General features: G+C 32.0%; 23 protein-coding genes. 10 read left to right on the forward strand and 13 right to left on the reverse strand.

Annotation, left to right across the window (positions count from 1 at the left end; genetic code table 11):
* Positions 1-30 precede the first annotated feature (30 nt).
* Genes Q4548_RS01965 through gldD form a run of 3 tightly spaced genes read left to right on the forward strand, consistent with a single transcriptional unit; the run spans position 31 to position 2,318 of the window.
* A complete protein-coding gene (locus Q4548_RS01965) occupies positions 31-432 on the forward strand; it encodes a single-stranded DNA-binding protein (protein WP_303450839.1) in 402 nt (133 codons plus the stop codon).
* Positions 433-443: 11 nt separating this feature from the next.
* Positions 444-1,754, forward strand: coding sequence for a gliding motility-associated protein GldE (gene gldE, locus Q4548_RS01970; protein WP_303450841.1), 1,311 nt, complete (start codon positions 444-446; stop codon positions 1,752-1,754).
* Between the two features lie 12 nt (positions 1,755-1,766).
* Positions 1,767-2,318 carry a gliding motility lipoprotein GldD gene (gene gldD / locus Q4548_RS01975; RefSeq protein ID WP_303450844.1) on the forward strand — a complete coding sequence of 184 codons (552 nt, stop codon included), beginning with the start codon at positions 1,767-1,769 and terminating at the stop codon, positions 2,316-2,318.
* Here the strand turns inward: gldD and Q4548_RS01980 are convergent.
* The 3 genes from Q4548_RS01980 to Q4548_RS01990 form a co-directional block, all read right to left on the reverse strand.
* Positions 2,315-3,349, reverse strand: coding sequence for a heme A synthase (locus Q4548_RS01980; RefSeq protein WP_303450846.1), 1,035 nt, complete (start codon positions 3,347-3,349; stop codon positions 2,315-2,317). The two genes, gldD and Q4548_RS01980, sit on opposite strands and share 4 nt — an antisense overlap.
* Positions 3,350-3,438: 89 nt before the next feature.
* Complete coding sequence (locus tag Q4548_RS01985) at positions 3,439-4,020, reverse strand: heavy-metal-associated domain-containing protein (RefSeq protein ID WP_303450849.1); 582 nt, start codon at positions 4,018-4,020, stop codon at positions 3,439-3,441.
* A 47-nt stretch (positions 4,021-4,067) separates the two neighbouring features.
* Positions 4,068-4,742 (reverse strand): hypothetical protein, encoded by a 675-nt coding sequence (locus Q4548_RS01990; protein WP_303450852.1) that lies wholly within the window; start codon positions 4,740-4,742, stop codon positions 4,068-4,070.
* Positions 4,743-4,884: 142 nt separating this feature from the next.
* Here Q4548_RS01990 and rplU point away from each other — a divergent pair, with 142 nt between their 5' ends.
* The 5 genes from rplU (at position 4,885) to Q4548_RS02015 (ending at position 11,838) form a co-directional block, all read left to right on the forward strand.
* A complete protein-coding gene (rplU, locus tag Q4548_RS01995) occupies positions 4,885-5,196 on the forward strand; it encodes a 50S ribosomal protein L21 (protein WP_303450854.1) in 312 nt (103 codons plus the stop codon).
* A 57-nt stretch (positions 5,197-5,253) separates the two neighbouring features.
* Positions 5,254-5,514, forward strand: a complete 261-nt coding sequence (gene rpmA / locus Q4548_RS02000) for a 50S ribosomal protein L27 (RefSeq protein WP_303450857.1) — start codon at positions 5,254-5,256, stop codon at positions 5,512-5,514.
* Positions 5,515-5,796: 282 nt separating this feature from the next.
* Complete coding sequence (locus tag Q4548_RS02005; RefSeq protein ID WP_303450859.1) at positions 5,797-8,319, forward strand: TonB-dependent receptor domain-containing protein; 2,523 nt, start codon at positions 5,797-5,799, stop codon at positions 8,317-8,319.
* Positions 8,320-8,331: 12 nt separating this feature from the next.
* Positions 8,332-10,179: a hypothetical protein gene (locus tag Q4548_RS02010; RefSeq protein ID WP_303450862.1), complete on the forward strand. Its 1,848-nt coding sequence runs from the start codon at positions 8,332-8,334 to the stop codon at positions 10,177-10,179.
* A gap of 69 nt (positions 10,180-10,248) precedes the next feature.
* Positions 10,249-11,838 (forward strand): Ig-like domain-containing protein, encoded by a 1,590-nt coding sequence (locus Q4548_RS02015; RefSeq protein WP_303450864.1) that lies wholly within the window; start codon positions 10,249-10,251, stop codon positions 11,836-11,838.
* A gap of 189 nt (positions 11,839-12,027) precedes the next feature.
* Here the strand turns inward: Q4548_RS02015 and Q4548_RS02020 are convergent, their stop codons facing one another.
* From Q4548_RS02020 to Q4548_RS02040, 5 genes are all read right to left on the reverse strand, one after another.
* Entirely contained in the window at positions 12,028-12,837 is an 810-nt protein-coding gene (locus tag Q4548_RS02020) for a S1/P1 nuclease (protein WP_303450867.1), read from the reverse strand.
* Between the two features lie 158 nt (positions 12,838-12,995).
* Positions 12,996-14,300, reverse strand: a complete 1,305-nt coding sequence (sufD, locus tag Q4548_RS02025; protein WP_303450869.1) for a Fe-S cluster assembly protein SufD — start codon at positions 14,298-14,300, stop codon at positions 12,996-12,998.
* 95 nt (positions 14,301-14,395) lie between these two features.
* Positions 14,396-15,136, reverse strand: coding sequence for a Fe-S cluster assembly ATPase SufC (gene sufC, locus Q4548_RS02030; RefSeq protein WP_303450872.1), 741 nt, complete (start codon positions 15,134-15,136; stop codon positions 14,396-14,398).
* Positions 15,137-15,212: 76 nt separating this feature from the next.
* Complete coding sequence (sufB, locus tag Q4548_RS02035; protein ID WP_303450874.1) at positions 15,213-16,661, reverse strand: Fe-S cluster assembly protein SufB; 1,449 nt, start codon at positions 16,659-16,661, stop codon at positions 15,213-15,215.
* A 329-nt stretch (positions 16,662-16,990) separates the two neighbouring features.
* On the reverse strand, positions 16,991-17,320 hold the full coding sequence (locus Q4548_RS02040) for an iron-sulfur cluster assembly accessory protein (RefSeq protein WP_303450876.1): 330 nt from the start codon (positions 17,318-17,320) through the stop codon (positions 16,991-16,993).
* Between the two features lie 197 nt (positions 17,321-17,517).
* Here Q4548_RS02040 and thiL point away from each other — a divergent pair, with 197 nt between their 5' ends.
* Entirely contained in the window at positions 17,518-18,582 is a 1,065-nt protein-coding gene (gene thiL, locus Q4548_RS02045; protein WP_303450878.1) for a thiamine-phosphate kinase, read from the forward strand.
* A gap of 33 nt (positions 18,583-18,615) precedes the next feature.
* Here thiL and Q4548_RS02050 read toward each other — a convergent pair whose 3' ends face one another.
* The 5 genes from Q4548_RS02050 to Q4548_RS02070 all read right to left on the reverse strand — a co-directional run bounded on the left by Q4548_RS02050 (position 18,616) and on the right by Q4548_RS02070 (position 22,085).
* Positions 18,616-19,866: an ATP-binding cassette domain-containing protein gene (locus Q4548_RS02050; protein ID WP_303450880.1), complete on the reverse strand. Its 1,251-nt coding sequence runs from the start codon at positions 19,864-19,866 to the stop codon at positions 18,616-18,618.
* Between the two features lie 2 nt (positions 19,867-19,868).
* On the reverse strand, positions 19,869-20,654 hold the full coding sequence (locus tag Q4548_RS02055; protein ID WP_303450884.1) for an alpha/beta fold hydrolase: 786 nt from the start codon (positions 20,652-20,654) through the stop codon (positions 19,869-19,871).
* Between the two features lie 122 nt (positions 20,655-20,776).
* Complete coding sequence (locus Q4548_RS02060; RefSeq protein ID WP_303450887.1) at positions 20,777-21,151, reverse strand: hypothetical protein; 375 nt, start codon at positions 21,149-21,151, stop codon at positions 20,777-20,779.
* Between the two features lie 101 nt (positions 21,152-21,252).
* Positions 21,253-21,444 (reverse strand): hypothetical protein, encoded by a 192-nt coding sequence (locus Q4548_RS02065; protein WP_303450890.1) that lies wholly within the window; start codon positions 21,442-21,444, stop codon positions 21,253-21,255.
* The gene (locus Q4548_RS02070; protein WP_303450892.1) at positions 21,441-22,085 is read right to left on the reverse strand and encodes a hypothetical protein; all 645 of its coding nucleotides are present in this window, start codon (positions 22,083-22,085) and stop codon (positions 21,441-21,443) included. The genes Q4548_RS02065 and Q4548_RS02070 overlap by 4 nt, the downstream gene beginning before the upstream one ends.
* Before the next feature lie 299 nt (positions 22,086-22,384).
* On the opposite strand from Q4548_RS02070, the gene mfd reads away from it, so the two are divergent.
* Positions 22,385-25,708, forward strand: coding sequence for a transcription-repair coupling factor (mfd, locus tag Q4548_RS02075; protein ID WP_303450895.1), 3,324 nt, complete (start codon positions 22,385-22,387; stop codon positions 25,706-25,708).
* The last annotated feature ends 39 nt before the right edge of the window (positions 25,709-25,747 follow it).

Consider the following 25,747-nt stretch of genomic DNA (forward strand, 5'->3'; position numbering starts at 1 on the left):
TATTTTTGAACTTTCATAAACTATGTATTCATGACTAGTACTTTAAACAAAGTAATGCTTATAGGTCATTTAGGAGACAACGTTAAAATTCATTATTTTGACGATGGTTCTGCTGTAGCCAGATTTCCGCTTGCTACTAACGAAACTTACACGAATAAAAGTACTGGAGAAAAAACCACAACCACAGAATGGCACAACATTGTTGTAAGAAACAAACTTGCAGAAATCTGTGAGCAATATTTAAACAAAGGAGATAAAGTATATTGCGAAGGCAAAATAAAAACTCGTGAATGGGAACAAGAAGGTGTAAAAAAATACACTACCGAAATTCACATTCAAGAAATGAATTTTTTATCTCCAAAGAGCGAAAACAAAGATTCTAAGCTAGAAAAACCTAGTTCAGAAGGAATTATTGATGATTTACCCTTTTAATCCACAAAACATTGCCTGAGCCCATATACGATACTGCGTTTCCAATAGACACTATTATCAATTGTCTCATCACACTAGGACTATTAATATCCTCTGCTCTCATTTCTGGTTCTGAAGTTGCTTTTTTCTCGCTCACCCCAAAAGAATTGGACGAAATTAAATCACTCGATTCTCCAAATTCTAAAAAAGCAGTAAGCCTTTTAGACAAACCAAAAAACTTATTAGCCAATATATTAGTTGCCAACAATGCTATCAACATTTTAATAGTATTATTGTTTGCCAATTTAGGAGATGTGTTTTTTGTAAACTTAACCTACAACATAGATTTAGTTTTTTTCACACTCAATGTTCGTTTTTTTATAGAAGTAATACTCATCACCTTTATCATTTTAATTTTTGGTGAAGTATTACCAAAAGTTTATGCCAATAGAAATGCCAAATCTTTTGCATTATTGATGAGCCCTGTACTGGTTTTTTTAAGTAAAATATTTGTATTTGTAAGCGGCCCTTTAACGGCTTTGTCCAATTTTATAGAGAGACATTTGCGAAATAGTAAAAGTAATTTTTCCGTAGACGATTTATCTCAAGCCTTAGAACTTACTTCCGAAGAAGGCACTACCGAAGAACAAAAAAACATTTTAGAAGGAATTGTAAATTTTGGAAACACTGAAACGGTTCAAATCATGAACCCTAGAATGGATATTTGTGCTATTTCTAAAGACACTTCTTTTAGCGAAGTATTAACGAATATTGCCCAAAACGGATATTCTAGAAACCCTGTTTACAACAACAATATTGATGAAATTATAGGCGTTTTATACACCAAAGATTTGCTTCCTCACCTAAACAAAGAAAATTTTAATTGGCTCACACTTATCCGAGAACCTTACTTTATTCCCGAAAACAAAAAACTAGACGATTTGTTAATTGATTTTCAAGAACGAAAAAATCATTTGGCCATAGTTGTAGATGAATACGGTGGAACTAGCGGACTGGTAACTTTAGAAGATGTGATTGAAGAAATTGTTGGAGACATTAGTAATGAGTTTGACGAAGAAGATCTATCTTATTCCAAAATAGACGAAAACAATTATGTTTTTGATGGTAAAATAAATTTGAAAGACTTTTGTAAAGTTTTAGATTTGGACGAGGTAAATTTTGAAAAAGACAAAGGAGAGTCTGAAACTTTAGCAGGATTGATTTTAGAATTATCAGGAAAATTTCCTCGTAAATTTGAAAAAATAAATTATCAAAATTTAACTTTCACCATCGAAGTTCTTGAGAAAAAAAGAATCAAACAGATAAAAGTAGCCATCAAGTAAAACCACATTTTCATGAGATTTTTTTATATTATTCCAATCCTATTGGGCTTTATTAGTTGTGAAAATGATGTTGTTCCAAAACCAAATGCTTACCTAAGTTTATCTTATCAAAAACCTAATTACAAAGTCTTAAACACAACAACTCCCTATAACTTTGAAATTTCAAATCAAGCTGTTTTTACTGTTGAAAAATCAAATTGGGCAAACATACATTATCCTAAATTAAAGGCAGACATCAATCTAACGTATCAAAATGTAGATAAAAACATCTATCAACTGATAGCTGATGCAGAAAAATTAACATACAAACATACTTTAAAAGCTGAACACATTGAAGTGCTTCCTTTTGAAAACTACGATAAGAAAATATATGCTCGTATTTTTGAAATTTCTGGAGATGCAGCTTCTCCTATTCAATTTCAAGTAACTGATTCTGTCAAAAACTTCATCAGCGGTTCTTTGTATTTTGATGTGAGTCCAAACTACGACTCTATTCTTCCTGCCATTTCTTTTGTAAAAAAAGACATCAAACACTTGATAGAAACGTTAGAATGGGAAAACTAAGATTTGAATCTACTCAATCTATTAGACACAAATACCATATATAATAACAACCCAAACAACAATGCTCCTGACAACAAGTGAACTGCTTGTGTTCCAAAAGGGAAGCTTACATAATACATCAAAACTCCAGTAAAAGCTTCAAAAAACAACAAACCTACAATCCATTTTACTTGCTTAAATCCAAGATTGTATTTTTGATTCAGCCAAAACAAAAAAGCACCTATCAATACAATTACTATAGTAAAAGATCTATGGAAGTAAAAATTAAAATTAGGGTCTAATAAACTGAATTTCTTTTGCTCAAAACCATACAACTTTACTTGTTCATCTACAAATTGCCTAACTTGAGTACCTAATATTATTTGGATTGTAATCATCGTCAATGCTGCAAACAACAGAGCACGAAACGTTTTATGATTTTTGTAGGAATAAAGCAATCCTTTGGTGCTTGCCAAAAATTTAGCTCTTAACAACAACCCAATTATTAGCAAACCACCAATCATATGAATTGTTATGATATAAGGCGTTAAAAAGCTATCTACTACAATTTTACCCAACCAAGCCTCAAACAACATTCCTAAAAAGGCAAAATACACCAACGGAGCAACTCCTCTAATTTTATTTTTATCAAACGTTACTTTCCACAATAGAACCAAAAACACAAAACCCGCAAGCACCGAACTCAATCTATTTACATACTCTGTCCACGTATGATATACATTAAATTCTGCATATTCATGCTTGGTGTACGCAGACCAATTAGATTGATTAAACTCTTGAGTTGTTTCAATAGTTTCATCTGCAACAAACAAAGCTTCATCATGAATAATAATAACTCCTTTTTCATAAACCGTATTAGGTTTCCAGGTCAATTGATCTTCCGAAGTTGGAGGCACCACATACCCAAAACATTTTGGCCAATCGGGACATCCCATTCCAGACCCTGTCATTCTAACAACAGATCCAGCCAAAAAAATTAGATAAACCGAGACAATTGCTATATTGATTCTTTTAATAAGTGCAGTATTCATTGTGAGAGTAGTTGTTTTTTGTTTCTAACAAAATTATTAAAAAAGCCACTCTAACACAGAGCAGCTTTTACAAATAAAGGTTATATAAATTATTTCTTAGTAGTGCAACATGCTTTCTCACAACCTGTTTCGCAATCTTTTTTCTCGTCTTTACAGCATGACTTCTCACTATGCTCAGCTTTGCATTCTTTTTCAGAAGTGTCATTTTTATCAACACAAGATTTCTTACATGATTCACCTTCTTTATGACCACACTTATCCGCACACTCTTTAGAACATTCTACTTTTTCTTTGGTTGCACAACATGGTTTTTCACATCCAGGTTTGCAAGAGTTTTCTAAAATATTGGCTTTGTATGTTTTCCCATCCAAAAGATTGTTAATCGTATTGATAATCTTTTCTTCTGATGTCTTGTTACTATCGTATGTAAAAGTTCCTTTTTTAGCTTCAAAATTCACTTTAGATTCCGTTATACCTTCTAACTTAGAAATTTTGGATTCAATAGTTTTTGCACAACCTATTTCACAAGTCATTCCTTCTATGTTAACACTTGCTGTAGCTAATTTTTCAGGTGCATTTAGTTCAGTGGCAACTTCTTTTTTTTCAGAAGGTTTACAGCTCATTACTTGAATAGCCAAACAAGCTATAAATACTAGTTTTATGATGTTCATGATTCTTAATTATAAAATTGAACCAAATATACAAAAACTATAAAGTTCTACTCAAAATCTGAAAGAATTACATCTCTGTTTAAAGAAATAGATTCTACTGTGTACAGAATCTCCATATCTTTAACTTTAATCAAGTACGTTAACGGAAATAAAATGCCTTTTACCTTTTTATAATCCGAATAATATGTTTCTTGAATTATCTCTTTTGTATCTTTTTTAAAAACAGTCACCGCTTTTAACTTCAATCCAGAAAGACTGTCGTAATACATTTTTTTATTTTCAAAACTTAAAACATGACATAGTTTACCAGAAACATGCGCTTCCCCAACATATGCGGCTGTATTTAAAAAACCAAACTCAGGAAAAACGGCTGATAGTTTCTTTTCATTAACAATCTCTTCTTCTGTATATTTTTTTTTAACACCTTTTGTAAGCTTGTACCCTTTTTTACCATTGAATACTTTTTTTGAAATCAACACATCGTTCTTATAAATCTCCATCAATTTAAGATTTGGAAATTTCTGTTTTGTTCTTAACTCAATATGTTCTCCATTTAAGTTTGTAACAGAAACCGATGAAAAAGTAGTCACTTGTTTTAGCAAATCTACTCCACCAATCGCCTTAAAATAATCATCAATCACATTATCAACGTTTATTTGCGCAAACAATGTAAAAGACCAAAAACAAAATACAGCAACTATTTTAGAATGAGTTTTCAACAAATACAAGGGTTTAAGAATAGATGTAAATATATAAAAATCAACACAATAAATATTTCAAAAAAATATTTATTGTTGCCTTTTGTTGAAAAATAAAATGTATATTTGCGTCCATTTTATTAACAAGCATTTTAAATATTTAAGTATGTACGCAATTGTAGAGATAGCAGGGCAGCAGTTTAAAGTAGCGCAAGACCAAAAAGTATACGTTCACCGTTTGCAAAACGAAGAAGGAGATTCAGTTTCTTTTGACAACGTTTTATTAGTAGACAACAATGGTGATGTTACTATTGGCGCCCCAGCTATAGAAGGAGCTTCAGTGAAAGCTAAAGTTTTAGGTCACTTAAAAGGTGATAAAGTAATCGTTTTTAAGAAAAAAAGAAGAAAAGGTTACAAAAAGAAAAACGGACACCGTCAGTATTTTACTGAAATCCAAATTGAAGCAATCAACGCTTAATTTTAGGTGTCTAAAACAAATTAAAGAAAAATAATAACCTTATAAAAACACAATATTATGGCTCATAAGAAAGGTGTCGGAAGTTCGAAGAACGGTAGAGAATCAGAATCGAAACGATTAGGTGTAAAGATTTTTGGTGGACAAGCTGCATTGGCTGGTAACATCTTAGTACGTCAAAGAGGTACTACTCACAACCCAGGTGAAAATGTTTACATGGGAAAAGATCATACTTTACATGCAAAAGTTAATGGAATTGTAGAATTCCAAAAGAAAAGAAACAACAAATCTTACGTTTCTATTATCCCTGTAGAGGCTTAATAAACTAAGATTTTATCTTAAAATAAAACTCCAAGTACTGTTGTACTTGGAGTTTTTATGTTTAACCCCACCTACCAACTAAAGTTTAAACAGAATCTACATAGCTAAACTTTTGTTAAAATTTAATGTTTTATTTATCTAAGTTTTACATTAAATTAACATTGCAATGTTTTAGATAACGTTAATTTTAATCTTTGTTGTTTTTAATATAAGACAACATTTTCATTTACAATATTGTAAGTATTTAGTTTTGTCGGACAAACTAAATCTATTATATCAAAAATGAAAAAACTTATTCTATTTACTTTAGTGTTCACCTCTTTAATACTAAAGAGTTTTGGACAAGAGTCAAAAACAATCACTGGGTTGGTTATTGATGGCTTTGGACAACCAATTCCATTAGCATCCGTTAAAATTTTAAACACCAGCAAAGGAGTGTTTACAAACTTTAATGGAGAATTTGAAATAAACACAACAACTAATTCAGATAAGTTAGAAATTTCTTCTTTAGGATTTACAACCAAAGTTGTTACAACAGACTCAACAAAACAGATGAAAATTGTTATGGAAAGTTCTTCTGTAGGATTGGATGAAATCATGATTGTTGCTTCTGCTACTATTGATAGAAAAACCCCTGTTGCTACTTCTAAAATCACAAAAGCCGATATTGAATTAAAATTAGGAAATCAAGAATTTGTTGAAATCTTAAAAACTACTCCTGGTGTTTATACATCAAAAGCGGGTGGTGGTTTTGGTGATGGTGAAATTACCATGCGTGGTTTTAACTCAGAAAACGTTGGGGTATTAATCAACGGTGTACCTGTTAACGATATGGAAAATGGTCGTGTATATTGGTCTAACTGGGCTGGTATTGGGGCTGTTACTTCTTCTACACAAACACAAAGAGGTTTAGGAGCGTCTAAAGTTGCCATTCCTTCTATTGGAGGTACTGTAAACATTATAACAGAAACTACTGATGCTGAAGAAGGAGGTTTTTTTAGCTATGGATTAGGTAATGATGGATATAACAAATATGGTTTAAAATACTCTACAGGTTTAATGGATAACGGATTGGCCGTTACTGTTTATGCAGATAGAACGAATGGAAATGGTTATGTTGATGGAACTGAATTTAATGGAGTTTCATATTTCACTAACATTTCTTATAAAATCAACAACGCTCATAAATTATCTTTTACCGTAATTGGGGCTCAACAACGTCATGGACAAAGACAAACTAAAAGCACCATTGCTGATAACGTAAACAATGAAAGAGGTATTAAATACAATCCTGATTGGGGATATAAAAATGGACAAGTAACTCATATAGAAGATAATTTCTACAACAAACCACAAATATCATTAAACCATTATTGGACTATTAATGAAACCAACAAATTAACTACTACAGCTTACGTATCAGCTGGTTCTGGTGGTGGTGGTGGAACTGCTGGAGATGAGTCTGGTAAATTTACAAGTCCTGATTACAAATTAGGAAACTATGGTCCTGTTGACTTAGACAGAATAGTACAAGAAAATATTTCAAGTGGTGTTAATGGAGGAACTGCTATTTTAAGAGCAAGTAGAAACGATCATTTTTGGGCAGGTGCTTTATCTACCTTAACTACTGAATTAAATGAAAATGTTACTTGGGTAAACGGAGTAGACTTAAGAACTTATACGGGTAAACACTATCAAGAAGTTACTGATTTATTAGGAGCTCAATATTACTTAAATGATGATGATGACAACAATCCTAATAACGCTGCCCAAGTAGGTGATAAAATTGCATATTACAATGACGGAGTTGTAAACTGGGGAGGTTTGTTATCTCAAATAGAATACAATAAAGACAAAATCTCTGCTTTTGTTACAGGTAACTTATCTATGACTAGTTACAAAAGAATAGAATACTTTCAAGAAACTCCAGGAAATCAAGAAACTGATTTTGTTAATTTCTTAGGTTATGGACTTAAAGGTGGTGCTAACTATCGTTTAGATGATTATCACAATGTTTTTGTAAACGCTGGGTACTTTGAAAGAGCTCCTGACTTTGATGCTGTTTGGCCAGGTTATGACAACAACACAAACGAAGATGCAAAAAATGAAAAAATTTATAGTTATGAGTTAGGTTACGGATTAAGAACTGAAAAGCTTGCTGCAAACGTTAACCTTTACCATACAAGATGGAATGACAGAACAGAAGTTGAAAGTTTTCAACAAGCAGATAAAACAACCGCATATGCTAACATTACTGGTGTAAATGCTGTTCACCAAGGAATTGAAGTAGACTTTGAATACAGACCTTTTGAAAATTTAAAAGTAACTGGTATGGTAAGTTTAGGTGATTGGTTCTGGGATAGCAACGTAGAAAATGTTGATATCATAAATGAAGATCAAGAAGTAGTAGAAACTGTAAGTTTATTTGTTAAAGGAACACCTGTTGGTAGATCTGCCCAAACTACTGGAGCATTAGGATTTAACTATAGCATGGCTGAAAACACAACGTTAGCAGTTGATTATATTTATTACGACAGGTATTTTGCTGACTTTGATCCAAGTAACAGAGGAAGTGCTGGTTTACCTCAACCATGGGAAATACCAAGTGTAGGATTGTTTGATGCTGTATTAAGTCATAAGTTTAAAATTAAAGACTTAGACACTAAAATTACTGCACGTATGAACAATGTATTTAACACCGAATACGTATCTGTAGCTGATGATAATGATGGAACTGCTGCTGGTGCAGAAGTTTGGTATGGTGCAGGAAGAACATTTAGTATTTCGACAAAAATTAACTTTTAAAAAAACTAGAAAATGAAAAAAATATTAATATTAATAGGATTTTTTGCCTTCATCACAACGTCTTGTGATCCTATGGAGGATACATATAGTGAACTTAAAGCCTCTGGAGAAATAGATCAATCATCCGTAATCTCCGGTGACTTAACCTACGAACTAACATCAGATGATTTTGCAGACTTTGACACTAGTTCTGAAGAAGATATTTATGAAACATTTAATGCCTTTACTAGTATTGAAGATGCTGAAATAAAAATAGCCCCTTTATTGGCAGACGTACTAAGTTTAAAAGCTAAAGGCGTTAATGCACTTGTAAACGTAAAATATGTAGAAACAGGAAATATTGATGATGAAGATTTAGCCAAAGTAATCAACTCTACTACGCATGAATTACAGGATGAAGATTACCCAAGTTTTGAAACTTTAAGCAATGCTTTAACTCCTTCAGAAAATATTATTGATGTATTAGAATCAATAGACGAGTTAAAAACAACTCAAGAAGGGGATGTTGTTAAAATTGTATACAATCAATTTGTAGAAGAGCCAAATGGTATTACTACAGCGTACACTTTTGCTGACGAAGATTATGATTTAGTAATAACTGAATTAGCTGGTGATGCAGATTTAGCAGATGAAATTGGGAACCTATCTTACGGAAATTTTAATAGATATACTGGTGTTACTGGATGGGACAATGATGAGCTTTTAAAAGCTTTTAATGTAGTATTAAAAAACAACTTCCCTAGTGCTAAACTTGAACAAGTTTTTATTGTAACTGTAGAAACCTATGGTCCTACCTCCACAGAAACTTTTTATTTAAAACATAACAATAGTGGAGATTACGAATATGCTTCACAAGTAAAAGTAACCGATTATACTTTTGTTGATGAAGATTATGACACAGTAATAGCTGAATTGTCTAGTGATACAGACTTAGCTGACGAAATAGGAAATCTATCCTATGGTAACTTTAATAGATATACTGGAGACAGTGGATGGGACAATGATGAGCTTTTAAAAGCTTTTAACGCGTTCTTAAAAGTTAAATACCCTAGCACAGCAGTTACAGACAGATACTCAATTACAGTCGAAACTTACGGTCCTACTACTACAGAAACCTTTTTAGTAGAACTTACTGCAACCGGAGATTATGCATATGCCGCTCCAGTATCTTTTGAAGAAACTACTTTACCAGACACTGAAGTAATTACTGAACTTTATTTATATAACGGGGCTGATTGGGAATTAAAATCATTAGACAATATATATATCTTAACAAGTGCTGATTATGATTTAATGGGGAATCCTGGTCCTGGTCAATACGATAACTTTAGCGACTCTGTATCACCTGAAAATTACTTGCCAGCATTCTTAAGCTCTAAATATCCTTATGCGCAAATAGAAGATTCAATGTTTGTTATTTATAAATATTATTTTGGAGGATCAGCTGGAACGCCAAACAGAGGTACACAATTCGTTTTTGACGGTAACTCTTGGTCTGCACCAAAATCTACTCTTAAATTCACTTATAATGGAGACAAATGGCAACCAAATAACGCTACAGATTACGAATTTATTTCGGAGGATTATGATTTAGTAGCAACTGGATTGGCTGATAATGATGACTTAACTGACGAAGTTGGAAACTTATCATATGGAAACTTTAACAGATATTCTGGTGCTACAGGATGGGATGATAGTGAAATATTATTAGCCTTAGATGCAGTATTAAAAGTTAGATTCCCTGATACAGCAGCGGGAGGTAGATATTCTGTAACAGTAGAAACTTATGGTCCTTCTAGTACAGAAACCTTTTTGGTAGAATTAGGAGAAGATGGAAATTATAACTATGTAACTGAATAAACTTTATTTTTAAAAAATAGCATCAAAACCAGCATTAATTTATGCTGGTTTTTTTTAAAAACACATCTCATGAAAAAATATCATTTAATTGCTTTTTTTACATTATTATTCATCCAATGCTCAGATAGTGATTCTATTTCTAAGCAATTAGAAAAACCAGTAGCATATGATGACTTGTATCAAATAACTGAGAACACTAGATTACTAATTGACGATTTTTTAGTTAATGATAAGAATACTGAAGACATTAACCTAGAAATCAATGCAACCAACATAGCTGGTACTGTAACTTTAAATAGTGATGGAAGCATTACCTATGCACCTCAACAAAATTATACAGGAAAAGAGTCATTTGAATATACTATCTGTAACAAATCAAACACTCCACAATGTTCAACTGCAAAAATTACTATTGAAGTTTTAGACGGATTATCTTCTATTACTGTAGATGACAGCTATAATATTGTAAAAAATAAAACAATAATTATTGATGACTTTTTAAATAACGATATTATACTAGAAGGATATTCTCTTAAATCAATTGACACTCAAACTACAAAAGGAAATGCTACATTAAATGAAAATAATAGCATAGAATATACTCCTGTACTAGATTATATTGGTGAAGATAGTCTTACTTATACAATTTGTGATGAAAACAATGATTGTTCAACAGCTACAATAACAATAACGCTAGTAGAAGGAATTAAAGCTGTAGATGATTCCTACGAAATCTTTGAAAACACATCAATAACCTTAGATAATCTTATAGATAATGATGAGATAACAAGTAACACAACTATTCTTTCAATTGATACGTCTTTAAGCACAGGGAATGCTAAATTAAAAAGTAATGGTGAAGTAACTTATACTTCTGAAGTTAGTTTTATTGGTACTGATACTTTTTCTTATACAATTTGTGATGATTCTGATTGTTCATCTGCAACTGTTACAATTCTTGTAAAAGAAAGTGATATTACATTTATCATTCCTGATCAACTAAAAGATTATTACAATTCAGTAAACTTTTCTACAAACCCAGAGAGTTTATCATCAGAATTAAGCAACCTTACTGCTACAAAACATACTACTATTTTATCATATACTGATAGGCATGATTATTTATATGATGCTGACCAAGATCCTGATAATTCTGCAAATGTATTGCTAATGTATACTGGGGAAAGTAGAGATAAAAGAGAATGGACATCTAGCTTAAATCCACATAGTACCCAAACTTTTAACACAGAACATATTTACCCTCAATCATTTTTAGATGATGATTATAGAGAGGCTGATCTACACAACCTAAGAGTTTGTGATGCTTCTTTAAATAGCTCAAGAAGTAATCGTGAATTTGTTGAAGGAAGTGGTAGTGCTGGAATTGTAAATGGAGAATGGTATCCTGGAGATGATTGGAAAGGAGACGTTGCTAGAGTCGTTTTCTATATGAATATTAAATATGATGAAAGTATTTCTACTATTGGAGATTTAGACACCTTATTAGAATGGAATAAAGAAGATCCTATTTCGGATTTTGAAATTCAAAGAAATAACGTATTTCAAGGAGCCCAAGGTAACAGAAACCCCTTTATTGACAATCCGTATTTAGCCACTATTATTTGGGGTGGAGAAAGCGCAGAAAACAAATGGGAATAATTTATATAGATAAACAGATCTAAACTTAAAAAAGCCAATTCTAAAGATATAGAATTGGCTTTTTTATTTGTCTTTTTTGAAACTTTAAAACTAAAACAGGGTATATTTCAGATAACAATACTAATATCTTAAAACAAAAAGCCTTAGCTAATCACACAACTTGTAATTTATCAAAACTAGATGTCCTCCTTATATATTTGATAAAAATGCTTCCAACCAAGAGGATTTAGATTTAAAAACCTCATCTAAAACTTTAGCCAAACGAACACCTCCTTTTTGCAATTGAGTTCTAACCAAAGGAAACTGTTCATACATGTATTTATAACTCAAATTTTCATCATTTTTAGCAGACTCGTATACTTTTAAGGCCAATAATCTAGATTCATGAGCCCAATCTACCAAAGTTCCTTTTCCTAATTTTTTGTTTTCTTCTTTAGAAGTAATATCCAAATTAAAAGCCAACTCTGTATAACTCATTTTGTAATTTTCTATCATACCAGAATCCCAAAGACTGTGTAAGTTTGTAGGTTCTCCAAACCACTTTATTTTTACTTTATTCCCTCCATAATCGTGTTTGTTACCTGTATGTAAAGGCATGTGCAAATCACCTACAAAATGCACCAACATTCTTAAATAAAAGGCTCTATCTTCTTTAGAATTTTCTTTGTTTCTAACTTCTAAAACACAAGTCTTAATTCCCTGAATAACATCTCCTTTAGGATTGATTTCATCCTCCATGTATTTTTTATCTCCTTCAAAATTTACATAATGCCAAGGAGCAAAAGAATTGTATTTAGGATTGCTTCTAATTTCATCACCATAAATAGATACAAAGGCTAGAGATTCCCCATCTAACAACTGACTAATTTTCTTAGCTGTTTTCCTTGAAATGTGCTCATTTGCTATTTTACCAACGGTTCTATGACCAGTTTTTCCCCAATTGTTTGTTGCATTCATGCTCAATGAAAACAAAACAAAAGCCATTACTATTTTTTTCATTATTATTCTATTTGAAATGTACATCAATGATAAAAAAATCAACTGAAAAAAAGATCATAAATAGATTAAGTTAAAACTATTATTTTACCATGTTCTAAAAACAAAAAAGCTTTCAAAAATGAATTTGAAAGCTTTTGTATATTCTAAAGATAACTAAGTTATATCTCATCAAACTTAATGTTTACACCTAATTTATCAGCCATCATTTGATTAATTTTTTGTTTCAACGCAGGAATTTTAACTTCTTTAATTGCATCAGAACAAAAAGCAAACATTAACAAAGCTTCTGCTTCCTTAACAGGAATACCTCTTTGCTGCATGTAAAACAATGCTGATTTATCTAACTGACCAATAGTACATCCATGAGAACATTTTACATCATCTGCAAAAATCTCTAACTGAGGTTTAGAATTGATGGTTGCATTGTCTGAAACCAACACAGAATCATTTTGTTGATATGCATTAATTCTTTGCGCTGCTTGTTCAACAATTACTTTCCCATTAAAGACTCCTGTAGATTTACCTCCGTAAATTCCTTTATAAGTCTCGTTAGATTGACAATCTGGTGATTTGTGAGCTACCAAAGTATGGTTGTCTACCAATTGATCTCCTTCCAAAATTGTAATTCCATTCAAAATAGAATCACACCCTGGTCCATTTTGATAAAACGACAAATTGTTTCTTGTGATATTTCCTCCAAAAGAAAATGTATACACAGAAGCAACGGTATCTCTTTCTTGTGCCACAAAAGTAGCATCTACTAGAGAAGCATCATTCTTATCATTTTGAATTTTATACAAATCAAAAATTCCGTTTTTAGCTACAAAAACTTCGGTAACCACATTGTTAAATGTAGCAACTTCAGCAACAGATTGATGACGTTCTATAAATTTAACTTCTGCATTTTCTCCTACCAAAATTAAGTTTCTTGGCTGTAACAACATTGCTGATGTTTCTCCAGAAGCTAAATAAATCAACTCAATAGGTTTAGAAACCGCTTTGCTTTTTGCAACATCAATCACTACACCTTCGTTGGTAAAAGCCGTATTTAAATCTGTTAAACTTGTAAATCCTTTTGCTAGTGTATTGTATTTGTTTTTAAAAACAGCTGAGTAAGTAGCATCTCCAATAGCTTCTGACAATAACTTTACAGAAACTTCTTCAATTACATCAGACAAAGAAGCTTGAAAAACTCCATCTACAAACACCAATTTATAAGAATCCAATCCTGCAACTAAAAAAGGGTCGATGGTGGCTGCCGTTACATTTGATGCTTTTGCAGATTCTATACCATACTCATTTTTTAACACACTTCTCAAGCTGGTGTATTTCCATTCTTCATCTTTAGTAGTAGGAAATCCTTTTTGAGAAAAAGATTCAAAAGCCTCTTTCTTATAATTTTCTACAGTAACATTTTTAGAATCTCCTTTAAATGCTGCTGCTAATTTATCTTGTAAACTCATTTGTATAAGTTTTAAAAGTTATCAAGTAATGAAGTTTGTCAAGTTAATTTAGATTTCTCTTTTTAACTTTTAAGCTTCAACTTTACAACTCGAATTTATTTTACTAACCAGTCGTACCCTTTTTCTTCTAACTCTAGAGCTAATTCTTTTCCTCCTGATTTGATGATTTTCCCATCCGCCAATACATGTACAAAATCTGGAACAATATAATCTAACAAACGTTGGTAGTGTGTAATTACAATTACTGCATTGTCTTTAGATTTTAACTTATTCACTCCATTAGCTACAATACGTAAAGCATCAATATCTAAACCAGAATCTGTTTCATCTAAAATAGCCAACTTTGGTTCTAACATGGCCATTTGAAAAATTTCGTTACGTTTTTTTTCTCCTCCAGAAAACCCTTCGTTTAAAGAACGAGACAAGAAATCTTTTTTAATTTCTAACAAAGCAGATTTTTCTCTAATTTTTTTCAACATCTCTGCAGCAGGCATATCTTCTAATCCTAATGCTTTTCTTTTAGCATTGATTGCTGTTTTGATAAAGTTGGTAACCGTTACACCTGGAATTTCTACAGGGTATTGAAACGATAAGAAAATACCTTTGTGTGCTCTTTCATCTGGAGATAAATCTTCTATATTTTCTCCTTCTAAAAAAATATCACCCTCTGTAACTTCGTAATTTTCATTACCTGCAACTACAGAAGCCAATGTACTTTTACCAGCACCGTTAGGCCCCATAATAGCATGAACCTCCCCTGCTTTTACTTCTATATTCAATCCTTTTAAGATATCGTTATCTTCTACCTTAGCGTGTAAATTTTCTATTTTTAACATCTTATTATATGCTTTTAGCTGTTAGCTATTGGCTTTTGGCCATTTAATTCTTAATCTTAGGTGTTCATTAAACTACTTAACCAACCGATCCTTCTAAACTGATTTCTAATAATTTTTGTGCTTCTACCGCAAACTCCATTGGCAACTTGTTTAATACATCTTTACTAAACCCGTTTACAATTAAAGCAATTGCTTTTTCAGTATCTATTCCACGTTGGTTACAGTAAAACAATTGGTCTTCTCCAATTTTACTTGTCGTTGCTTCGTGTTCTATTTGTGCTGATTTGTTTTTTACTTCAATGTATGGAAAAGTGTGTGCTCCACATAAATCTCCCATCAATAAAGAATCACATTGTGAAAAGTTACGTGCATTTTCTGCTTTTGCATTTACTTTTACCAAACCACGATAACTATTGTGAGAGTGACCCGCAGAAATACCTTTAGAAATAATGGTACTCTTGGTGTTTTTACCCAAGTGAATCATTTTAGTTCCTGTATCTGCCTGTTGGTAATTGTTAGTGACTGCAATGGAATAAAATTCACCAGTAGAATTGTCTCCTTTTAAAATACAAGAAGGATATTTCCATGTTACTGCAGAACCTGTTTCTACTTGTGTCCAAGATACTTTTGCATTTTTCTCACAAACTGCTCTTTTGGTTACAAAGTTGTAAACTCCACCTTTACCCTCTGCATTTCCAGGAAACCAGTTTTGCACTGTAGAGTATTTAATTTCTGCATCATCTAAAGCTACTAATTCAACCACCGCTGCGTGTAACTGATTTTCATCTCTACTTGGTGCTGTACATCCTTCTAAATAACTTACAAAAGAACCTTCATCTGCAACAACTAATGTTCGTTCAAATTGTCCTGTTCCTCCTTCGTTGATACGGAAGTAAGTAGACAATTCCATTGGACATGTAACTCCTTTAGGAATGTAACAGAAAGATCCATCTGTAAACACGGCCGAATTTAAAGCTGCATAAAAGTTATCTGTTTTTGGAACTACAGATCCCATGTATTTCTTCACCAATTCTGGATGCTCTTTAATAGCCTCAGAAATTGGACAGAAAATAATTCCTTTTTCGTTTAAAGTCTTTTTAAAAGTAGTAGCTACAGAAACTGAATCTACAACAATATCAACCGCAACGTTTTGTAATTTCTTTTGCTCGTCTACAGAAATTCCTAATTTTTTGTACATCTCTAACAACTCTGGATCTACATCATCTAAAGTTTTGTTAGGATCTGATTTTTTAGGTGCTGAATAGTAACTAATTGCCTGAAAATCTGGCTTTTCATAACGCACATTTGCCCATTCAGGCTCGTCCATGTCTAACCATTTACGAAAAGCGTCTAAACGCCATTCCGTCATCCATTCAGGCTCTTCCTTTTTTAAAGAAATTGCTCTAATTACATCTTCATTCAGTCCTTTAGGAAAAGTTTCAGCATCTAAATAAGTATAAAATCCATATTCATACTCTTTCGTTTTTAGCTCTTCTCTTAAATTGTCTTCTGTATACTTACTCATTTTAATCTTATTAAAAGATTTAAGAATTGAAAGATTAAAAAATTATTTAATCTTCCTATTTTTCAAATACTTGATGAAATTTGCTAATTGCGTTTGCTATTTCCATCATTTTCTTTATTATTTCATCCCCATTATATTTAATGCGAATTTGTTTCAAACGAACTGCAATAATAATCAAAATTCTACATTCCTCACAGGTCTTTTGTCATATCTAAAAACTTAACAAAATTCTGCTTAATTGCAATTCAAAACCTCCAGTTATATCAATTAAATACTGATAAAAATTGTATTTGATGTTATTAGCTTTTTTGTCTATTTACATCAAACAATTACAAAGAGAAACTCTCTCCACATCCACAAGTTCTGTTAGCATTAGGATTGTTAAACACAAATCCTGTTCCATTCAAACCTCCAGAATATTCCAAAGTAGTTCCTACTAAGTACAAAAAGCTTTTTTTATCAACAATAATTTTCACACCATTGTCTTCAAATACTTTATCGCCATCTTGTTGCTCTTTGTCAAACTTTAGATCGTATGACAATCCAGAACATCCTCCACTCTTTACTCCTACCCTAACAAAATCTTGGACAGCATCATAACCGTCATCGGTCATCAATTCTACCACTTTTTTCTTAGCTATATCTGATACTTTTATCATAACTTTATAGATTAAATCTAAACTTGATGCAAATTTACCATTTTTAAACTGATTTTTATCATAAGCTAGATGAATAATATTTATATCACCATAGACATCATCAATCTAAAATGTATCTTTGCAACCCTTAATTTAGACACATTAATAATTGTCTATTTAGTAGGATAAATCATCAAACCTTTCAACCTTAAAAAATTATGTTAGAAGATAAAACACCTCAAAGAACAGACATTGCTAGTCTTGGAGAATTTGGATTGATTCAACATTTAACAGAACACTTTAACATACATCATTCTTCTACTGTCAAAGCCGTTGGTGATGATTGTGCTGTTTTGGATGCAAAAGGATTAAAAACGTTGATTACAACCGATTTATTGGTAGAAGGAGTTCATTTTAATTTGTCTTACATGCCTTTGAAGCATTTGGGTTACAAAGCTGTAATGGTCAACTTATCGGATGTATATGCCATGAATGCTGAAGCTTCTCAAATCACCGTTTCCATTGCTTTGTCTAACAGATTTCCTTTAGAAGCCGTGGAAGAATTGTACAGCGGAATTTTATTGGCTTGTGACAAATACAATATTGATTTGGTAGGTGGAGATACAACATCGTCCACCAAAGGTTTGTTGATTAGTGTAACTGCTATTGGCCATGCTGATGAGAAAAAAATAACCTACCGAAACACCGCTAAAGAAAACGATTTATTGGTGGTTACAGGAGATTTAGGTGCTGCTTATTTAGGATTTCAGGTTTTAGAACGCGAAAAGCAAGTGTTTGAAGTAGACCCAAACAACCAACCCGATTTGGATGCTTATACGTATTTGATAGAACGACAATTAAAACCCGAAGCTAGAAAAGACATTGTTAAAATTTTAAACGATTTGGAGGTAGTTCCAACGTCTATGATTGATATTTCCGATGGATTGTCTTCTGAAATTATACATATTTGTACGCAATCTAAAGTGGGTTGTAACCTGTACGAAGATAAAATTCCTTTAGACCCACAGGTAATTTCTGTGTGTGAAGAATTTGATTTAAACAGCACTACCGTTGCCTTAAGTGGTGGAGAAGACTACGAATTGTTATTTACCATTGCCCAAAGTGATTTTGATAAAATTAAGGGAAACCCACACTTAACCGTAATTGGTCATATGACCGATGCTAATAACGGTATGAATTTGATTACAAGAGGAACAAATCAGGCAGTACCACTAACAGCACAAGGTTGGAACGCTTTGTTAGACAAAAACGAAGAAAACTAAAACTAAAAATCCTCAGCAGATGCTGAGGATTTTTTATACCACTACTTTTCCTACAGATCCTTTTTCTGTTGGAATCAGTTCATACACTTTATCCGGATGTAAACCTACTAACATTCTATGAGATACGTATAAAATAGCCGTATCTGTTTCTTGATGAATTTTATTGATAAAAGCTGTTAACATAGAAGTTGCATAATCATCTAATTCATTAGTAGGTTCGTCTAAAATTAACAAAGGAGGCTGTTTTACCATGGCACGAATAATCAATATTATTCTTTGCATTTCTGGAGATAATCGCACAAAATAGGATTGTTTTTTTTCTTTTAACCCCACCAAATCTAACCATTTATCGGCTTCATAAATTTCATGGCCTGTAGGTTTTTCATACAGTCCTATAGAATCGTAAAAACCAGATAACACCATATGTTGAACTGTGAATAATTTGTTGAAATTAGCTATTAAATTGGGTGAAAAATAGCCTATTTTTTTCTTAAGCTCCCAGACAGTTTCACCTGTTCCTTTTTTTTGTCCAAACAAGATAATGTCTTCTCCAAAAGCTTTGGGATTGTCACCTGTTATCATGGTTAACAAGCTTGTTTTTCCAGATCCGTTAGGACCTTTTAAATGCCAAAACTCACCTTTATTTATAGTCCAATTAATGTTATTTACAATTTGTCTAGTTTGCTCGTAAAAAATATTCACATCCGTAAATTTTACCAACGGATTTTCTACTTCAATTTTGTTTAGTACTAATGGCAAATTCTTCTCAAAAACGTAAGGCTTTAATTGTGTGTAAAAATGAATATCATATTCTTTAGCAGAACCCGAAAACAAAATTTCTTTTTCATCTACCAAATAAAACTCATCGATAAAAGGCAAAACCTCATCTCTAATTTTAAACAACTGAATAAAGATTACTTCTTCAGATAGTTTTATCAATTCCTTTTCCAAATCTTCTTGAGAGGCAATGTCTAAACAGTCATAAGGTTTGTCTAAAACTAAAAAATCATAATTCTGTTTTCTTAAATAAGCTAACAATAATTGTTTTTGTTGACCGCTAGAAAACGATGTCAAACTTCTTACATTCCCATTACCATCTATTTTATGATTTGTTAGTGTAAAATCATCGTGTTTTTGCTCTTCTTCTATAAATTTCTCAATCACAGAAAGACTGAATACTCCTCCTTTTCTCTCCTTGAATTCAGGAAACAATTTTCCTTTTAATAGATTATTTACCACCGTATTTTGCGTGGTTGATTTGTTAAAAACAGCTATGTGATTCATAATTAATTTTTTTTCACAAACTCTAAAATAGCTTGTTCTGCAGCTTCTTTGTCTTCTATCAAACTCATATGACCATTTTCTAACTCTACAACTTCAGTATTTGCCCCATGAGTCTGAGCAATCAAATCATCATAATTTAAAACAGGATCTTTCTTTCCTAGAATAATCATACTTGGATACGGTCCAAAATGCAATAAAACCTCTCTATCTGATCTCAATTTCATCCCCTCTAAAGCGGCAATAATTCCTTGCCTAGAAGTTGCCAATGCTTCTTTTTTTACCTCAGCAATTTGTTCTGCATATATTTTTCTACACTTAGACCTAAACAACATAGGAATTGAAGTTCTTATAAACGATTTGTGATTTTCTTTGACCACAGCAATAGCTCTATCTCTACCTATTTTCTTTTGTTCAGAATCTGGTCTAGCCGTTGAGTTTAATAAAATCAACCCTTTTACATTGTCTGGATACAAATCTGCAAAGGCCAATGCTACGTATCCTCCCATAGAATGTCCTACAAAAAAAGAACGACGAACATTCAACTCGTCCAAAACAGCTTTCACACTCTCTGCCATTTCACTCATGGTGTGTACATAACCTAAGTTTTCAGATTTTCCATGGCCTAATAAATCCACACAAATCACACGGTATTTTGTTGCTAACAATGTTTCTAGACTTTTCCACATAGAAATATTTTCTAAAAAACCATGCAACAAAACAATTGCAGTTCCTTTTCCGGTTTCAGTATAATGTATTGGGGTATTCTTGTAATTTACAAATGCGCTCATGCTGCAAAAATATCAATAGTAAACGGATAAAAAAAAGTCTAACCTATGAATAGATTAGACCATAATGCCTGAGTAAATAATAGGGGTAATTATTGTTTATCTTTTAGGCATCAATTGATATTTCAATCATCAGATATTATGTAACTCAAAGCAGCATTTTCATCTGTAAAAAACTTTACTTTGCTTCTAGTATAAGATATGTAAATACGAAATAATAAGGACAACATTCCCACAGCACCTACTACAGCGGACTTTTTAATTTTGGGCTGTACCTCCATCCCTATTTTTAATACTTTTCGTAATGCGGTTGGGGTTAATTTACCCCCTTTAGCCAATCCAATAATGATGACACTTTTGTCAGGGCAAAGCAAACACATTTCATAAGCCTTATGTAGAATACGTATTCCCAAATCGTCATTAGTAACATTTGTAAAATCTATTATTAAGTATTTTACATTTTTATTAACTGACCAATAAGAATAGTCTTTATCATCCATATGATACTTTAGTATAACGACGTATAAAACAAAACTAAATTCTTTTCTAAAAAATTTAAATAAAACACCGTGTGAATAAATAAATGTCTCCCAAATGTCTCCTAAATATTAAATAAAAATGCTCTTAATGAATCTTTGGGACTTAAATCTAACTTAAGTTTCAATCTTTGGATTGATTTTTTTACAGCAGCTAAAGAAATGTTTAATAAAAAAGAAATTTCATTATTATTAAAACCCATCTTTAAAAAAGCTAATAATTTTAAATTATTGTCTGTTAATTTATAGTTTATCATAAATAACTTTTTATAAAAAGAGGATGAACTTCTTCAAAATGAACTTTAAACAATTGATAGTGATACTCTTTATTTAATTTTTGGTCTATTTCAGATATTAAGTATTTTAAATGTTTAGCAGAAACCTCTTCTTGTAAATTTATCAACTTTTCAAGCTTACTTTTAGTTTCTTCAAGTTGCTTATTTTTAGCATCAATAATTAAATAATTTGTACTTAGTATTCTATTTAATTCGTTTGCTTTAAGTTGTTCTTTTTTAACTTTTTTACCCTGGATTATTGCAGAAGTACAAAGTATAGACAATTGATCTAGTTGATGATTATTTACAACACCAAAAAGGCCTTTGTTTAGTAACTTTAAAAGTGATTTTTTGTTTAAAAAACAAGATGTTATTAAAATAAAAGGAAGGTCTTTAAAAACATCTATCTTTTTAATTTTTTTCCATTCTTTCTCCCAATCATCTAAACAATTGCTATTCAACACTATTAAATCTGGACTAGCTAACCAATCATCAACAGAATCAGGAGCTTTGTTTAAGTTTAAAACTTCTTTACTACATCTTGTCAACTCTTCTTTAATTTCTAAATTTTCAACACTTCCTATATAAGCAATTAGTGTTTTTTCTTTTCCTCTAATATTCATATTTGATTAGAAATAATAAATTTTGTTGCTATCTATAAAGCATTATATGTAACAAATTACGGGATTTAATGGTAATATAAATTAACGATCAATATCTAGTTACATTATTTTAGGTTAGAATTTATAACTTTCAACAGAAAAAAATATCAAAATAAATTACATCTCAATAAAATATTAAAGGAATATTAACAAACATTATCCAAAAAGGTCTCTTGTATGTCTTCTATAGAAAGTAATATAAAGAGACTTGTTTTAAAACAAATTCAGAATCCTACATTTGTATCAAAATTTATATAGTCTTGAAAATTCAATCTCTTCTAGAAAAAATTCAGAATGCTAGCAGTACACAAGCATTTGTTTCTCAAATCTCTCAAGAAAAATCGCACAGTATTTTAAGCAAATATCACGGTGCTTTTTTGTCTTTTTTAATTGCCGAAGCTTTTGCCAAAACAGACAAAACTTTGTTGCTTATTTTTGATGATAAGGAACAAGCTGCTTATCATTTAAATGATTTGGAAAAGTTGATCAACGACAAAGATGTCTTGTTTTATCCGGGTTCTTACCGTAGGCCATATGAAATAGAAGAGGTAGACAATGCCAACGTGTTGATGCGTGCTGAAGTATTGAACCGATTGAATTCTAGAAAAAAACCAGCCATTATTGTTACCTATCCAAACGCATTGTTTGAAAAAGTAGTTACCAAAAAAGATTTGAATAGCAATACGCTTAAAATTACCCAAGGTGATGAATATAGTATTGATTTTATCAACGAAGTTTTGTTTGAATACAAATTCAACCGAGTAGATTTTGTAACTGAACCTGGTGAATTTGCCGTGCGTGGAGGAATTGTTGATGTATTTTCTTTTGCCAATGATGAACCTTATCGTTTGGAATTTTTTGGAGACGAAGTAGATAGCATCAGAACCTTTGATGTGGAAAGTCAGCTGTCTACAGGCAGACCTAATAAAATCAACATCATGCCCAATGTGGAAAACAAACAATTTTCCGAAAAAAGGGAATCATTTTTAAAATTTATTCCCAACAACAGTGTGATTTTCACACTTAATATGGACATTTTACAAAACGATTTGAACACCCTTTTTGAAAAAGCAATTCAGCGTTTTCAAAACCTATCCGAAAACCTAAAACATGCTTTGCCAAGCGATTTGTTTGTGGATGGAATTCAAATCAAAGAACAACTCAATCACTATAGCAGAGTAAGCATCAGCAATAGCAACAATAATAACGCTATTGACGGAAATACCACGCCTCAACCCTCTTTTAACAAACAGTTTGATTTGTTGATAGACAATTTAAGAGAAAATACAGCTAAAGGATATACCAACTATTTATTTTGTGCCAATGAGAAACAGGCACAACGTTTTCACGATATTTTTAGCGATGCAGAACACGAAGTGGAATACGAAACCGTAGTTTTTCAGATTCACGAAGGCTTTGTAGACCATACTCATAAAATGGTGTGTTATACCGATCATCAAATTTTTGAACGTTATAATAAATTTCAATTAAAAAATGGTTTTGCCAAAAAACAAGCAGTTACTTTAAAAGAAATAAACAGTTTAGAGATTGGTGATTTTGTAACTCACATAGATCATGGAATTGGAAAATTTGGAGGTTTGCAAAAAATTGATGTTAGTGGAAAAAAACAAGAAGCCATCAAACTGATTTATGGTGATGCAGATGTTTTGTACATCAGTATCCACTCACTTCATAAAATTTCTAAATTCACTGGAAAAGATGGTAAAATACCTAAAGTTCACAAACTAGGTTCCCCAGCGTGGAAAAAAGCCAAACAAACTGCCAAAGCCAAAGTAAAACAAATTGCTTTTGACTTGATTCAACTCTACGCAAAACGAAAAAATCAAAAAGGATTTAGATACGATCCGGATAGTTATTTGCAACACGAACTAGAAGCTAGTTTTATGTATGAAGACACTCCAGATCAATTTACCGCTACCCAAGATGTAAAAACAGACATGGAAAATGACAAACCTATGGACAGATTGGTTTGTGGTGATGTCGGTTTTGGAAAAACAGAAGTTGCCATTCGTGCTGCTTTTAAAGCGGTAGACAATGGTAAACAGGTAGCCGTTTTGGTGCCTACAACCATCTTGGCTTTTCAACATTTTAAGTCTTTTCAAAAAAGATTGGAAGATTTTCCTGTAAACATCAATTACCTAAACCGTTTTAAAACTGCCAAACAGAAAAAATTGGTATTAGACGATTTGGCAAGTGGAAAACTAGACATTGTTATAGGAACACATCAATTGGTTTCTGATAAAATTAAATACAAAGATTTAGGTTTGTTAATTATTGATGAGGAACAAAAATTTGGTGTGGCTGCCAAAGACAAGTTAAAAACCATCAAAGAAAATGTAGATACGTTAACCCTAACCGCAACCCCAATTCCAAGAACGTTGCAGTTTAGTTTGATGGCTGCAAGAGACTTGTCCGTAATTGCTACTCCACCTCCCAACCGCCATCCTATAGAAAGTAATGTAATTACATTTAGCGAAGAAACCATTCGTGATGCCGTCATGTATGAAATTTCTCGTGGAGGTCAGGTTTTCTTTATTCACAACCGAGTTGACAACATTAAAGAAGTAGCTGGAATGCTACAACGTTTGGTTCCTGATGCCAGAATTGGAATTGGTCATGGTCAGTTAGAAGGAAGAAAACTAGAAGAAATTATGGTAAATTTTATGGATGGAAGCTACGACATTTTAGTAGCTACTACCATTATAGAGTCCGGATTGGATGTACCGAATGCCAATACCATTTTTATCAACCATGCCAACAATTTTGGATTGTCTGATTTGCATCAAATGCGTGGTCGTGTAGGTCGTTCTAACAAAAAAGCTTTCTGCTACTTTATTTGTCCTCCTTATCACATGATGACCGAGGATGCTCGTAAACGTATTCAAGCATTGGAAATGTTTAGTGAATTGGGTAGCGGAATCAATATTGCCATGAAAGATTTAGAAATTCGTGGAGCAGGAGATTTATTAGGAGGTGAACAAAGCGGGTTTATTACCGATATTGGTTTTGATACGTATCAAAAAATACTAGAAGAAGCCGTAAAAGAATTGAAAGAAAAAGAATTTAAGGAATTGTACGATGAAGATACTACCGATAAAGAGTTTGTTTCGGACATTCAAATAGATACTGATTTTGAGATTTTATTTCCTGACGATTATGTAAATGCCATTGCAGAGCGATTGAATTTGTATAAAAAATTAGGAGAGATATCCGATGAAAAAGAACTGCAAGAATTTGAAAAACAATTGACCGATAGGTTTGGGGAACTTCCAACGCAAGTGGTTGATTTGTTAGACTCAGTAAGAATAAAATGGTTAGCTAAAAAACTAGGATTAGAAAAAATTGTGCTGAAACAAAAACGTATGATTGGTTATTTTGTGTCTGATCAGCAGAGTGAATATTACAGTACTCAAGCTTTTACCAATGTATTAAAATACGTTCAAAACAATTCTAAAATGTGTGTAATGAAAGAAAAAGAAACCAAAGCAGGCTTGCGTTTGTTAATTACTTTTATTAGGATTGATAGTGTGAAGAAAGCTTTGAGTATTTTGGAGAATATCTAATAAAAAAAGGGAGTAGTCTTCACTACTCCCTTTTTGATT

It is taken from the genome of Wenyingzhuangia sp. 2_MG-2023 (assembly GCF_030548295.1).
Classification (GTDB): Bacteria; Bacteroidota; Bacteroidia; order Flavobacteriales; family Flavobacteriaceae; genus Wenyingzhuangia.

What these genes read in the sequence shown, in the direction of transcription:
- Q4548_RS01965 (WP_303450839.1), top strand. Translation starts at nt 31, where the DNA reads ATGACTAGTACTTTAAACAAAGTAATGCTTATAGGTCATTTAGGAGAC.
- gldD (WP_303450844.1), top strand. Translation starts at nt 1,767, where the DNA reads ATGAGATTTTTTTATATTATTCCAATCCTATTGGGCTTTATTAGTTGT.
- Q4548_RS01980 (WP_303450846.1), bottom strand. Translation starts at nt 3,349, where the DNA reads ATGAATACTGCACTTATTAAAAGAATCAATATAGCAATTGTCTCGGTT.
- Q4548_RS01985 (WP_303450849.1), bottom strand. Translation starts at nt 4,020, where the DNA reads ATGAACATCATAAAACTAGTATTTATAGCTTGTTTGGCTATTCAAGTA.
- rplU (WP_303450854.1), top strand. Translation starts at nt 4,885, where the DNA reads ATGTACGCAATTGTAGAGATAGCAGGGCAGCAGTTTAAAGTAGCGCAA.
- rpmA (WP_303450857.1), top strand. Translation starts at nt 5,254, where the DNA reads ATGGCTCATAAGAAAGGTGTCGGAAGTTCGAAGAACGGTAGAGAATCA.
- Q4548_RS02005 (WP_303450859.1), top strand. Translation starts at nt 5,797, where the DNA reads ATGAAAAAACTTATTCTATTTACTTTAGTGTTCACCTCTTTAATACTA.
- Q4548_RS02010 (WP_303450862.1), top strand. Translation starts at nt 8,332, where the DNA reads ATGAAAAAAATATTAATATTAATAGGATTTTTTGCCTTCATCACAACG.
- Q4548_RS02015 (WP_303450864.1), top strand. Translation starts at nt 10,249, where the DNA reads ATGAAAAAATATCATTTAATTGCTTTTTTTACATTATTATTCATCCAA.
- Q4548_RS02020 (WP_303450867.1), bottom strand. Translation starts at nt 12,837, where the DNA reads ATGAAAAAAATAGTAATGGCTTTTGTTTTGTTTTCATTGAGCATGAAT.
- sufD (WP_303450869.1), bottom strand. Translation starts at nt 14,300, where the DNA reads ATGAGTTTACAAGATAAATTAGCAGCAGCATTTAAAGGAGATTCTAAA.
- sufC (WP_303450872.1), bottom strand. Translation starts at nt 15,136, where the DNA reads ATGTTAAAAATAGAAAATTTACACGCTAAGGTAGAAGATAACGATATC.
- sufB (WP_303450874.1), bottom strand. Translation starts at nt 16,661, where the DNA reads ATGAGTAAGTATACAGAAGACAATTTAAGAGAAGAGCTAAAAACGAAA.
- Q4548_RS02040 (WP_303450876.1), bottom strand. Translation starts at nt 17,320, where the DNA reads ATGATAAAAGTATCAGATATAGCTAAGAAAAAAGTGGTAGAATTGATG.
- thiL (WP_303450878.1), top strand. Translation starts at nt 17,518, where the DNA reads ATGTTAGAAGATAAAACACCTCAAAGAACAGACATTGCTAGTCTTGGA.
- Q4548_RS02050 (WP_303450880.1), bottom strand. Translation starts at nt 19,866, where the DNA reads ATGAATCACATAGCTGTTTTTAACAAATCAACCACGCAAAATACGGTG.
- Q4548_RS02055 (WP_303450884.1), bottom strand. Translation starts at nt 20,654, where the DNA reads ATGAGCGCATTTGTAAATTACAAGAATACCCCAATACATTATACTGAA.
- Q4548_RS02060 (WP_303450887.1), bottom strand. Translation starts at nt 21,151, where the DNA reads ATGGATGATAAAGACTATTCTTATTGGTCAGTTAATAAAAATGTAAAA.
- Q4548_RS02065 (WP_303450890.1), bottom strand. Translation starts at nt 21,444, where the DNA reads ATGATAAACTATAAATTAACAGACAATAATTTAAAATTATTAGCTTTT.
- Q4548_RS02070 (WP_303450892.1), bottom strand. Translation starts at nt 22,085, where the DNA reads ATGAATATTAGAGGAAAAGAAAAAACACTAATTGCTTATATAGGAAGT.